Source organism: Nocardia sp. NRRL S-836 (assembly GCF_001279525.1).
Lineage (GTDB): Bacteria > Actinomycetota > Actinomycetes > Mycobacteriales > Pseudonocardiaceae > Lentzea.
In genome coordinates this window covers 81,393-93,683 of the sequence record NZ_LGDY01000089.1, presented here as the reverse complement: position 1 = coordinate 93,683, position 12,291 = coordinate 81,393, and the positions used below count along the sequence as shown (strand labels likewise).

At 71.8% G+C, this 12,291-nt stretch carries 9 protein-coding genes and 1 riboswitch; of the genes, 5 read left to right on the top strand and 4 right to left on the bottom strand.

Annotated features, from left to right (window positions below):
• Positions 1 to 45 precede the first annotated feature (45 nt).
• Positions 46 to 954: an alpha/beta hydrolase gene (locus ADL03_RS09925; protein ID WP_053733075.1), complete on the top strand. Its 909-nt coding sequence runs from the start codon at positions 46 to 48 to the stop codon at positions 952 to 954.
• Between the two features lie 10 nt (positions 955 to 964).
• Here the strand turns inward: ADL03_RS09925 and ADL03_RS09920 are convergent, their stop codons facing one another.
• The gene (locus ADL03_RS09920) at positions 965 to 1,309 is read right to left on the bottom strand and encodes a DoxX family protein (protein ID WP_053733074.1); all 345 of its coding nucleotides are present in this window, start codon (positions 1,307 to 1,309) and stop codon (positions 965 to 967) included.
• 246 nt (positions 1,310 to 1,555) lie between these two features.
• Here ADL03_RS09920 and ileS point away from each other — a divergent pair, with 246 nt between their 5' ends.
• Positions 1,556 to 4,651 carry an isoleucine--tRNA ligase gene (gene ileS, locus ADL03_RS09915; protein ID WP_053733117.1) on the top strand — a complete coding sequence of 1,032 codons (3,096 nt, stop codon included), beginning with the start codon at positions 1,556 to 1,558 and terminating at the stop codon, positions 4,649 to 4,651.
• Positions 4,652 to 4,825: 174 nt separating this feature from the next.
• On the opposite strand, the gene ADL03_RS09910 is transcribed toward ileS, so the two are convergent.
• A complete protein-coding gene (locus tag ADL03_RS09910) occupies positions 4,826 to 5,287 on the bottom strand; it encodes a hypothetical protein (RefSeq protein ID WP_053733073.1) in 462 nt (153 codons plus the stop codon).
• A gap of 59 nt (positions 5,288 to 5,346) precedes the next feature.
• Here ADL03_RS09910 and ADL03_RS09905 point away from each other — a divergent pair, with 59 nt between their 5' ends.
• Complete coding sequence (locus ADL03_RS09905; protein WP_053733072.1) at positions 5,347 to 5,898, top strand: TetR/AcrR family transcriptional regulator; 552 nt, start codon at positions 5,347 to 5,349, stop codon at positions 5,896 to 5,898.
• On the opposite strand, the gene ADL03_RS46810 is transcribed toward ADL03_RS09905, so the two are convergent.
• Together ADL03_RS46810 and ADL03_RS09895 are read right to left on the bottom strand one after the other, a co-directional pair.
• Positions 5,882 to 7,987, bottom strand: coding sequence for a toll/interleukin-1 receptor domain-containing protein (locus ADL03_RS46810; RefSeq protein ID WP_197288236.1), 2,106 nt, complete (start codon positions 7,985 to 7,987; stop codon positions 5,882 to 5,884). The two genes, ADL03_RS09905 and ADL03_RS46810, sit on opposite strands and share 17 nt — an antisense overlap.
• 107 nt (positions 7,988 to 8,094) lie before the next feature.
• Positions 8,095 to 9,027 (bottom strand): M28 family metallopeptidase, encoded by a 933-nt coding sequence (locus ADL03_RS09895; RefSeq protein ID WP_053733070.1) that lies wholly within the window; start codon positions 9,025 to 9,027, stop codon positions 8,095 to 8,097.
• A gap of 135 nt (positions 9,028 to 9,162) precedes the next feature.
• Between ADL03_RS09895 and ADL03_RS09890 the strand changes: the two genes are divergently transcribed.
• Both ADL03_RS09890 and ADL03_RS09885 read left to right on the top strand, forming a co-directional pair.
• Complete coding sequence (locus ADL03_RS09890) at positions 9,163 to 10,641, top strand: potassium/proton antiporter (protein ID WP_157528427.1); 1,479 nt, start codon at positions 9,163 to 9,165, stop codon at positions 10,639 to 10,641.
• A 72-nt stretch (positions 10,642 to 10,713) separates the two neighbouring features.
• A riboswitch (SAM riboswitch) is annotated at positions 10,714 to 10,828 on the top strand.
• 34 nt (positions 10,829 to 10,862) lie between these two features.
• A complete protein-coding gene (locus ADL03_RS09885; protein ID WP_053733068.1) occupies positions 10,863 to 12,194 on the top strand; it encodes an aminotransferase class V-fold PLP-dependent enzyme in 1,332 nt (443 codons plus the stop codon).
• The last annotated feature ends 97 nt before the right edge of the window (positions 12,195 to 12,291 follow it).

The window sequence follows — 12,291 nt, the reverse complement described above, 5'->3', positions numbered from 1 at the left end:
CCGGTTCCGGCCCGGTGGCGTCGTGCCGCGCGCTACAAAGGTGCGGTGCCGCTGAGAGCCGCGTTCCACGTTGCCGTCGTTGTCGTGCTCGTGCTGTTCGCCGGCGCGACCGGTGCCTCGGCGCGTCCCGAGCTGGACGAGTGCGTTCCGGCCGACCTGCGCGGGGACGCGATCACGTTCCGGACCGAGGACGACCTCGAGCTCACGGGACTGGTGCTGGGCAGCGGGTCGAGCGGCGTGCTGCTCGTGCCCGGCCTGACCGAGGGCGTCTGCGACTGGTTGCCGCTCGCCCGGCAGCTGGAGGACGGCGGCTACCGGGTGCTCGTGTACCAGGGACGCCCCGAGCTCGTCGGCCTCGACCAGAGCTTCCGGTTCGACCGCGACGTCGTCGCCGCCGCGCGTGAGCTCGAACGGCGCGGCGCCACCTCGATCGTCGCGGGCGGTGCCGGCACCGGGGCGACCGCGCTCGCCGTGGCCGCGCACGACCTCCCACGGGTGGCGGCCCTCTTCCTGCTGTCGCCGTTCGAGCGGACCACGCTCGGCGGTCACGTGCTGGACGCGGCGGCCGCGCTGACCGAGCTGGACCGGCCGGTGTTCATCGCCGCCGCCGAAGGTGACCCGGCCGGTGCCGGGCGGGAGTGGACGGCCGCGCAGGACGCGCGGCTGCTCGCGCGGGCGGCCGCGCTCGGCACCCTGGAGATCGTGCCCGGCGACGTGCAGGCGGCCGCACTGGCCGGGGCCGCCGGGCCGGTGCGCGAGAAGCTCGTGCGCTACGTCGAGGAGACCCTGCCGCCGCCGGGGTTCCCGCTCTGGCTGCCGGTGGGTGCTGTCGCCCTCGCGCTGCTCGTGGTGCCCGCGGTCATGCTCCACCGGGGACGCCGCGCCGTCCGGCGGATACCGGACCCGGGCGGTGCGCGGATCGTGGTGCTCGAGCCGCGGGACGGCGATCGTTAGCCGGCCGCGGTCAGCGGTCCAGGAACAGCAGCATGATCAGCAATCCCAGCAGCACCAGGTCGACGACGACACCGGCCGCCTTCGAGTCGTACCGCAGCCGGGTGATCGTGGCGCCGGCCATCAGCAGCCCGAGACCCACCGTCGCCGCGTGCGCCACCCACTCCCAGGCGAACGAACCGATGACCAGCCCGGCCGCGCCCGCCCACTCCAGCGCGCCGATCGTGCGCCACAGCGCCGCGCTCATGCGGAAGTGGTCGCGGGCCTCGATCGACCTCCGCGCCCCCACGAGCTTGCCGGCACCGGTCGCGACGAACAGGACGGCCAGCACGATCGACAGCGCGGTGGTCAACGTCATCGCGTGAGCATACGGTTTGCGCCCACCCGTTACCCTGTAGGCACAGGCACCGATCCGGCCATCACCGGGGAGCCTCCGGAAGAACGGGCGCGAGCCTCAGTAGAACCGGACGGGACCGGCCCGTCACAGCCGAAGAACGAGCGGCTCACCCGTGCGGTGGGCAAGCGGGGTGGTACCGCGGCTCGCCGAGCCACATCGGCGTGTCGTCCTCGCGTGTGTCGCATCTGACCGCGAGGAGCAGTGGAGATGGCCTACCCCAGGGCCGGACAGAACGAGGTCCCGGCGCAGCCGTCCTTTCCGAACCTCGAGCAGGACGTGCTCGGGTACTGGAAGGACGACGAGACCTTCCAGGCGAGCATCGACCGCAACCCGGCCGAGGACAACGAGTTCGTCTTCTACGACGGCCCGCCGTTCGCCAACGGCCTGCCGCACTACGGCCACCTGCTGACCGGCTACGTCAAGGACGTCGTGCCGCGCTACATGACCATGCGCGGCAAGCACGTCGAGCGCCGGTTCGGCTGGGACACGCACGGCATGCCGGCCGAGTACGAGGCCGAGAAGCAGCTGGGCATCACGCACAAGAACGAGATCGACGCGCTCGGCATCGAGAAGTTCAACGAGGCCTGCCGCACGTCGGTGCTGCAGTACACCGACCAGTGGCGCGACTACGTGACGCGTCAGGCCCGCTGGGTCGACTTCGACAACGACTACAAGACGCTCGACCTCGACTACATGGAAAGCGTCATGTGGGCGTTCAAGGCCTTGTGGGACAAGGGCTTGATCTACGAGGGCTTCCGGGTGCTGTGGTACTGCTGGCGCTGCGAGACGCCGCTGTCCAACACCGAGACCAAGATGGACGACGCCTACCGCGACCGGCAGGACCCGGCCGTCACGGTGGCGCTGCGCCTGGAGTCCGGTGAGAGGGCGCTGGTCTGGACGACCACGCCGTGGACGCTGCCGAGCAACCTCGCGGCCGCCGTGCACCCGGACGTCGACTACGTGACCGTGGTCGGCTCGGACGGCGAGAAGTACCTGCTGGCCGAGGCCCGCGTCGCCGCCTACGCGCGTGAGCTGGGCGAGGAGCCCGAGGTCGTCGCCCGGTACAAGGGGTCGGACCTGGTCGGCAAGAGGTACCTGCCGCCGTTCGACTTCTTCGTCGGCCGCGAGAACGCCCACCAGGTGCTGACCGCCGACTACGTGACCACCGACGACGGCACCGGCATCGTCCACATCGCACCGGCGTTCGGTGAGGACGACAAGGTCGTGACGGACGCGGCGGGCATCGAGGTCGTCGTGCCGGTCGGCTCCGACGGCACGTTCACCGCCGAGGTGCCGCCGTACGCGGGCGTGCACGTGTTCGAGGCCAACAAGCAGATCATCCGCGACCTCAAGGACGCCGGTCTGCTGCTGCGCCACGAGACCTACGACCACCCGTACCCGCATTGCTGGCGCTGTGCGAACCCGCTGATCCAGCGCGCGCTGTCGGCGTGGTTCGTCGCCGTGACGCAGTTCAAGGACCGGATGGTCGAGCTCAACCAGCAGATCAACTGGGTGCCCGGCCACATCAGGGACGGCCAGTTCGGCAAGTGGCTGGAGAACGCGCGCGACTGGAACATCTCGCGCAACCGCTACTGGGGCTCGCCGCTGCCGGTGTGGGTGTCGGACAACCCGGAGTTCCCGCGCACGGACGTGTACGGGTCGCTGGACGAGCTGGAGCGCGACTTCGGCGTGCGCCCGGCCGACCTGCACCGCCCGCACATCGACGAGCTGACCCGGCCGAACCCGGACGACCCGTCCGGCAAGTCGACGATGCGCCGCGTGCCGGACGTGCTCGACTGCTGGTTCGAGTCGGGCTCGATGCCGTTCGCGCAGGTGCACTACCCGTTCGAGAACGCGGAGTGGTTCGAGAACCACTACCCCGGCGACTTCATCGTCGAGTACAACGGGCAGACCCGCGGCTGGTTCTACACGCTGCACGTGCTCGCGACGGCGTTGTTCGACCGGCCGGCGTTCCGCGACTGCGTGGCGCACGGCATCGTGCTCGGTGACGACGGCCAGAAGATGTCCAAGTCGCTCAAGAACTACCCGGACGTCAACGAGGTCTTCGACCGCGACGGCTCCGACGCCATGCGGTGGTTCCTGATGGCCTCGCCGATCCTGCGCGGCGGAGACCTGGTGGTGACCGAGCGCGGCATCCGCGACGCGGTGCGCCAGGCCGTGCTGCCGTTGTGGAACTCCTGGTACTTCCTCGCGTTGTACGCCAACGCCGAGGGCGTCGAGGGCACCTGGCGGGTCGACTCGAAGCACGTGCTGGACCGGTACGCGCTGGCGAAGACGCACGACCTGGTGCGCGACGTCACCGCGGCGATGGACGTCTACGACATCTCCGGTGCCTGCCAGCTGGTCCGTGAGTACCTGGAGGTGCTCACGAACTGGTACGTGCGGCGGTCGCGTGGCCGGTTCTGGGCCGGTGACCAGGACGCGGTCGACACGCTGCACACGGTGCTGGAGGTCGTCACGCGCGTTGCGGCGCCGTTGCTGCCGTACACGACCGAGGTCGTGTGGCGCGGGCTGACCGGTGGCCGTTCGGTGCACCTGGCGGACTTCCCCGCCGTCGCCGACCTGCCCGCGGACGACGCGCTGGTGGCGGCGATGGACGAGGTGCGCGCGGTGTGCTCCACGGCGTTGTCGTTGCGCAAGGCGAACAAGCTGCGCGTGCGGCTCCCGTTGGCACGCTTGACGGTCGCTTCGCCCTCGGCGGCGGCGCTGGAGGACTTCGCGGAGATCGTGCGCGACGAGGTCAACGTCAAGGAGGTGTCGCTGACCCCGGACGTCGACGCGTACGGCCAGTTCCAGCTGGTCGTCAACGCGCGTGCGGCCGGTCCGCGGCTCGGGCCGAACGTGCAGAAGGTGATCAAGGCGGTCAAGGCGGGCGACTGGTCCCTTGTGGACGGTCAGGTCGTGGCCGCCGGTGTCGAGCTGTTCGAGGGCGAGTACGAACAGCGCCTGGTGGCAACGGATCCGGCCGCCACGGCGGCGCTGCCCGGTGGTGCGGGCGTGGTCGTGCTCGACACGGCGGTGACCCCGGAGCTGGAGGCCGAGGGTGTCGCGCGTGACCTGGTTCGGGTGGTGCAGCAGGCGCGCAAGGACGCGGCGCTGGACGTGTCCGACCGGATCACGCTGACGCTGGAGCTGCCGTCCGAGGTCCGCTCGGCCGTGGAACCGCACCTGGAGTTCGTGAAGTCCGAGACCCTGACGTCGGCGGTCGTGTTCGGCGCCGGTGTCGCGGAGGGCACGGTCGGCGACGGCGCCAAGGTGAAGGTGGCCGTCGCGCGCGTGTGATCTTGGCTCTGCGGGGCCGTTTCCGGGGAGGTTTCCCGGAAACGGCCCCGTGCCGCGTCCGTGGCAGCCGCATGCCACCGAGGAGACGCCCTCGCGTGCCTGCCGGGTTCACCGAATGCCTGGCGGGTTCACCGCGTGCCTGCCGCGCTCAGCGGGCGCCTGCCCGGCACCGCCTCACACCCGCACCGCCTGCCGGCGGCTGAGCAGTCCGACCACCTGCCGGACCGCCCGCACCCACGGCGACCACCGGGCCGGTCTCGCCGGCTCCCTCCCCGCGGCCCGCTCGCAGCCGTCCAGGAAGTCCTCCAGGCACGCGTCGTGCAGCCACCGCACCACGAGCGCCCACCGCAGTCGCGTGGCGAGGCGGAAGTCACCGACGAGCTCGTGTGTCAGCACGGTGCCCGACGCGGACAACGTGTGCGTTCCCTCGCCGCTGGAGAACGCGAACGTGATCGACGAGCCGGGCACGAACTCCGTGCAGTGGTACCGGATCGGGCCGTGGCCGCCGTCGGCGCCGACGCCGAGCGGGCGGTCGAACTCCTGCTTGCCCCAGGCGGGCGGCCAGAGCTCCTGGATGCGGGCGACGAACGGTCCGGCCGGCACGCCCAGGTCCCGCGAGTGCACGTTCCTGATCATGAGAACCCCCTCCATACGCTGGCGTATGTTCCGTTGACCGTACGGTAGCGTATGGAAGCGTGGTGCGGAGGACGCGGGACGACTGGACTGAGATAGCGCTGAGAGCGCTGGCGGAGGGCGGGGTCGGCGCTGTCGCGATCGAACCGCTCGCGGCCGGGGCGGGAGCGACGAAAGGCAGCGTCTACCACCACTTCGGGAGCCAGCGGGAGTTGCTCCGCGCCACGGTCGAGCGGTGGGAGCGGGAGCACACCGAGAAGGTCATCGAGCTGGTCGAGGCGCAGGACGGTCCGCGCGACCGGCTCCGGACGTTGTTCGCCACGGTGCTCGACCGGACGCGCAAGGGGTCGGTGGAGTTGGCGTTGCAGGCCGCCGCCGACCACGAGGTGGTCGCGCCGGTGCTGGAGCGGGTCAGCCAGAAGCGGCTCGGGTACCTCACGGCGTTGTTCGAGCAGCTGGGGTTCGCGCCGGGACAGGCCAGGAAGAGGGCGTTGATCGCGTTCAGCCTTTACTTGGGGCAGGCGCAGATGTCGGTGACGTTGCCGGGGCTCGTCGAACCGGTGCTCGACGAGGCGGTGCGGGTGCTGACCCAGCGGGTCACGGAAGACGGGTGAGCTGCACGGAGAGCGCCACCATCAGGCCGGCCGCCGCCAGCACGGGGGTGATCACCGTGAACGCGCCGGTGCTCACGCGTGGCGGTCGGGTGCGGGTCACGGCCGGTGGCAGCCAGCGTCGGCGCAGCGGGCGGTGCAGCGCGAAGCACACGGTGTTGGCCAGCAGCACGAGGAGCAGGACCAGCACCACCGGGAGCAGGACGGCGGGCTCGCCGCGGCCGGGCGGGTAGGCGCCGTGATCGGCCAGCACGGGGGTGTACAGGATCGAGATCGCGACACCGGTCCACAGCGCCATCAGCGTCCAGGCCGTCCAGTAGCGCCCGCGGAAGCCGGCGGCGGTGGTCGTGCGGGTGGCGACCAGGCGGTCCAGGCGCAGCAGGCACCACAGCAGTGCGGTGGCCAGTGCGCCGAGGGTCAGCGGTTGCCACTCCAGAGGGCGGAACAGCAGGCACGCCAGGGAGAACGCGACGGCGAAGGCCGGTGCCGTGCGGCAGTAGTGCGCGAACACGCGGACCTCGGGTGGCGCGAGGAAGCGGTCGGGCACGAGCGGGGTGGGGGCCATGCCGTCGCGCACCGGCTCGGCCGCGGGGGAGCGCAGTGACGACAGCAGGAACAGCAGGGTGTCGGTGCGGCGTTCGCGGAAGTCGAGCCACTGGTGGCGGCGCAGGTCCTCGTCGTCGGCGGGGAGCGGCATGGTGTCCACCAGCACGCCGATGGCCCTGGCGCCCAGCGAGCGGATGGTCTCGGCGGCGTCCGCCCAGGCGACCTGCGAGCTGACCAGCACCAGCGTCCAGCGCGGTGTGGCCGACTCGGGCAGGCCCGCTCTGCGGCAGGCCGCGCGGATCTCCCGCGCGACCGGCTCGTCGGCGGGCGCGAGGCAGCGCACGCCGACCGCCGGGGTGTCCCGCTGCCCGGACGGGGCCGCCCACTCGGCCAGGAAGTGTTCGAGCACCAGTCGCGGGTTGACGCCCTTCTGGTCGGCGGGGAGGTTCGCGTAGTAGCCGGGCCACGCCGTGAACGCCTTGACGCGTTCGCTGTAGCTGAGCACCGGCAGATGCCGGCGGCGCGGGCCGGTTGCGGTGGGCAGCCACAGGCGCACCGTGCGGGCGGCGGTCATGACCGTCAAGCCCGCCAAGGCGCACACCAGCACGGCGATGGCGAGGACCGTCGCCGTGTTCAGGGCGCCGGTCACCTCCGGGGGAGTGCCGTACAGCTCGGTCCGCAGCGGCTCCTCCACGTACCAGCCGTCGGCCACCCCCGGTAGCCGCACGGTGCCGGCCACCACCTGTGCGAGGTAGCCCAGGGCCAGCGCCGTCCCCGCGGCCGCCAGGAACGCGTACTGCACCGTGCTCGCCCTGCTGCGCCGCCGGAGCAGACCGGCGCCCGCGACCGCGACGCCGACCAGGGCCGCGATCGCCATCACGGTGAGGCTCACCAGCAGGAAGAGCAGGGCGAGCCAGTACTTCTGCCGCAGTGCGGTCAACGCGGTCTGGCGGGTCCAGCCGGTGCCGCCGAACGGGTCGAACGTGAGGCCCGCGATGCGGAGGTCCGTTGCCACGACCAGCACGCACGCCCAGCCGAGACCGGCCAGCGTCAACGCCGCCAGCACCACGGTCGCGAGCACCGGGACGGGCAGGCGCGGCAGGCCCCACCGGTTCGGGCGAGGAGCGGCGGTGGCCGGTTGGACGACCGGGGAGGCGATGGCGTCGCCGAGCGCGGCGGCCCGGCGCCAGAACCGGGTGCGCAGGTCGTGCACGGGCAGGCCGTGCAGCTCCTCCGGCAGGTCGGCGGCCTCGACCACGCCCAGGTGCACCGGGATGCCGCGGTCCAGCGCCCGCGTCCACTCGTGCCGCACGTACGCCGAGCCGATCGCGCTCGGCGACACCAGCAGCAGCAGGACGTCGGCCTGGTCGAGCCCGTCGTCCAGGGCCCGTTCCCAGTCCGTGCCCGGCCGCAGCCGTTGCACGTCGAGCCACGGGTCCAGCCCGGCGTGCTCCGCGAGCACGGCCGCGGTCTCCTCGGCGAAGGCGAACTCACGCCGTGAGTAGCTGATGAACACCCGCTGCCGCCGCGCCCCTGCCTCGCTCACCGGCACATGATCGCGGCCGGGCGCCGCCCGTGGCAGGCCCGAATGCCGCACGGCCGCGCCGGAGCAGGATCCGGCGCGGCCGTGCGGAACAGCTCAGCGGAACGGGATCAGGCCGCCGTCGCCCACAGGGTGGAGGCGATCACGTCGGCGTTGCGGTCCAGCGCCGTCGCGTTGACGTTGGACAGCGTGTCGCAGGACCGGTGGTAGCAGCGGTCGAACGCGACACCGGAGGAGCCGCCCCACTTCTGCGCCTGGGCCGCGGTCTTGATGCCCTCGGCACCGGTGAAGGTGCCGCCGACCGGGATGCCGGCACGGGCGAACGCGGCGTGGTCGGAACGGCCGCCGACGCTGGTCAGCTCGGTCTGGACGCCGATCGCGCTGAAGCCGGACTGCAGCCGCTGCTGCAGCGCGAGGGAGCCGGAGGGCTGGCCGGACGCGCTGTAGACGAAGTAGCCGGGGTTGGGCGAGCCGGTCATGTCGAAGTTCAGGTAGGTCTTGATCTTCGAACGCTCGGTGGTCGTCAACGAGTTCACGTAGTACGTGGAGCCGACCAGGCCCAGCTCCTCCGCGCCCCACCAGGCGAAGCGCAGGTGCTTGGAGGGCGCGAAACCGGTGGCCTTCACCTGGAGGGCGACCTCCAGGATCGAGGCGGAACCGGTGCCGTTGTCGTTGATGCCGGGGCCGGCGCTGACGCTGTCGAGGTGGCCGCCGAGCATGACGACGTTGTTCTCGTCGCCGCCGGGGTAGTCCGCGATCAGGTTGTAGCCGGTGGCCCCGTTGCTGGAGAACGACTGCACGCGGGTGGTGAAGCCGGCCGCGTCGAGCTTGCCCTTCACCCAGTTCACCGAGGCCAGGTAACCCGGCCGGCCGTGGGCGCGGTTGCCGCCGTTGGCGTTGGCGATCGACTGGAACTGGGACAGGTGCGCCTGCACCTTCGCGACGTCGATGTTCGGTGCGGCCAGGGCCGCCGGAGCGGCCGCGTGCGCTGACGTGGTTCCGGCCACCATCAAGGCGGCCGCCAGCGCGATCATGATCCTCATGGTTCAACTCCGTGCAGGGGGTAGGGATTGAGCCACTGATCAACATGCTGCACCGCGCATGGACCGCGCTAGGTGCGAACGTCGGGTTCGAGCCGGATTCGTCCAACCCGGTGGTGATCAACCAGAATGGTCCGGGTGGGTGATGTCACGGTTGTCCTGGGCATCGGCGCCGCTGTCCTGCTGATCTCCGTGATCGCGGTCAGGGTGTCGATCCGGCTCGGGCTGCCCTCACTCCTGCTGTACCTGGGCATCGGCGTGCTCCTGGGTGAGTCGGTGCTCGGCATCAACTTCGACGACGCCGGCCTGACCCAGTCCCTCGGCATCGCGGCGCTCGTGCTGATCCTGACCGAGGGCGGGCTCACCACCCGGTGGCACGCGGTGAAGTCGTCGCTGCGGCTGGGCGTCGCACTGTCCACAGTGGCCGTTGCCGTGAGCGTCGCGGTCACCGGCACGGCGTTGCACTACCTGCTCGGGCTCGACTGGCGGATGGCGCTGCTGTGGGGCGCGGTGCTGTCGTCCACGGACGCGGCCGCCGTGTTCAGCGTGCTGCGGTCGCTGGGGGTCGGGCCGCGGCTCACCGGCGCGCTCGAACTGGAGTCCGGCCTCAACGACGCACCGGTGTACATCGCGGTCGTGCTGCTCGCCTCGGCCGACCGGATCTCCTGGACCGCGCCGCTGCTGGTGGTCTACGAACTGGCCGCGGGCGCGCTGATCGGCGTCGCGCTCGGCTGGCTGGGCGGTGCGGGCCTGCGCCGCGCGGCCCTGCCCGCCACGGGTCTGTACCCGCTCGCGACCGTGGCCGTGTGCGTGCTCGCCTACACCGCGGGCGACCTGGCGCACGCGTCCGGGTTCCTCGCCACCTACGTCGCCGCCCTCGTGCTCGGCAACGCCCGCCTGCCGCACCGCGCCGACACGTTGTCGTTCGCGGAAGGGCTCGGGTGGCTCGCCCAGATCGGGCTCTTCGTCCTGCTGGGCCTGTACGCCTCGCCGTGGCGGCTGCTGGACGTGCTGTTCCCCGCGCTGGTCGCGGGCGTGGTGGTGACGTTCGTGGCCCGGCCGCTGTCGGTCCTGCTCGCGGCGCTGCCGTTCAAGGTGCCGTGGCGGGAGCAGGCGTTCCTCTCCTGGTCCGGCCTGCGCGGCGCGGTGCCGATCGTGTTCGCGCTGATCCCGGTGATCCAGGGCGTCGAGGGGGCGCGCCAACTCGTCGACGCGGTGTTCCTGCTGGTCATCGTGCTGACGATCGTGCAGGGGACGACGCTGCCGTTCCTCGCGCGCCGGCTCGGCCTGGTCAGCGCGAGCGAACCGCAGGAGGTCCAGGTCGACTCCTCGCCGCTGGACGAGCTCGGCGCCGAGCTGCTGCAGGTGCACATCCAGCGCGGGTCGAAGCTGCACGGCGTCTACATGACGGAGCTGCGCCTGCCCGGTGGTGCCACGGTGAGCCTCGTCGTGCGCTCCGGCAAGAGCTTCACGCCACAGCCGACGACCCGCCTGCAGACCGGTGACCAGTTGCTCATCGTGACCACCGAGGAGGCGCGTGACGGCGCTGAGCGGCGGATTCGGGCCGTGGACCGGGCCGGTCGCTACGCGCGGTGGAAGGGCGAGACCGGCGATTAGTCGGTGACCGACGCTTCTCACGATGTGATCAGGTGTCGACGGATCGTGACGCGCCCGCTAACGTCGTAGGCAGGTCATGAGAGCCAGCGTCAAGCCCAAGCTTGCTGGCCGGCAACCCTCCAACCGCGGTGGGGTGCCCTTGGTGAGGACCTGGTCCGGCGCGCAGGGCGTCGGTCAAGCGCGGGCCTCCGAGAAGGCCCCCAGGCCCAGGAGGCAGCTCGATGACGCTCGCGATCACCCCGGACGCCACCACCGCCGTTCCCGCCGTCGTCGGCTCCGACCTGCGCGTCCCGCTGGTGACCGGTGAGCGCGTCACCTACGCCAACCTCGACCACGCGGCGAGCGCGCCCTGTCTGCGCGAGGTGCGCGACGCCGTGGACGAGCTGCTGCCCTGGTACGCGAGCGTGCACCGCGGCGCCGGCTTCGCCTCCCAGATCTCGACCCGCGTCTACGAGCAGGCCCGCGACCGCGTGCGCAGGTTCGTGGGCGCCCGCTCCTCCGACGCCGTCGTCTTCACCCGCAACACCACCGACGCGCTGAACCTGCTGGCCCGCAGCGTGCCCAAGGGCACCGCGGTCGTGCTGTTCGACAGCGAGCACCACGCCGCGCTGCTGCCGTGGCGCGGGCCCAACGTGCAGCGCGTCTCCACTCCTTCCTCGTCGAGTGCGGCCCTCGCGGCACTCGACCGGGCGTTGGCCGCCGCCCCGGTCGGTCCACGGCTCGTGATCGTCACCGGGGCGTCCAACGTCACGGGGGAGCTGTGGCCGGTCAAGGAGCTCGCGAAGGTGGCCCGCTCGCACGGCGCCCGCATCGCGCTCGACGCCGCGCAGCTCGCCCCGCACCGCCCGATCGACGCCCGTGAGCTGGGCGTCGACTACCTGGCGTTCTCCGGCCACAAGATCTACGCGCCGTTCGGCGCCGGTGTGCTCGTCGGCCGGTCCGACTGGCTGCAGCAGGCCCAGCCGTACCTGGTGGGCGGTGGCGCCACGGCGAAGGTGACCGACCACGGCGACCGGCTCGGCGTGGCGTGGTCGGCGGTGCCGGAGCGGCACGAGGCGGGCAGCCCCAACGTCGTCGGCGTCCACGCGCTGGCGGCGGCGTGCGAGATCCTGTCGCGGCACTGGGAGCAGACGATCGCCCACGAGCAGGAGCTGCTGCAGCGCCTGCGCGAGGGGCTGCGCACGGTTCCGGGCTTCCGGGAGCTGTCGATCTTCAGCGACGTCGACCGCGTGGGCGTCGTGAGCTTCACGGTCTCCGGTTTCGACGCGGGCTTCCTCGCGGCGGCGTTGTCGGCCGAGTACGGCATCGGCGTGCGTGACGGGGCGTTCTGCGCGCACGTGGTCGTGGGACGCCTGGTGAAGAAGCTCGGTTCGCACGAGGAACGTGCCGTGCGCGCGTCGATCGGCCTCGGCACGACGGCGGAGCACGTGGACCGTTTGGTGGCCGCGTTGCGCGCTCTGGTCACCGAAGGTCCGAAGTGGACCTACACGCAGCGCGACGGCCGCTGGGTGCCCGAGGACGACAACCGAACCCTGCCGCCGTTCCTCGCGTAGTCCCGGTAGTGGACAATGACCTGGTGAGTGACGAGTCCAAGGCCCCGGCGAAGGCCGCTGACGCACCTGCGCAGGAGCAGGTCAGCGTGCCGTCGCC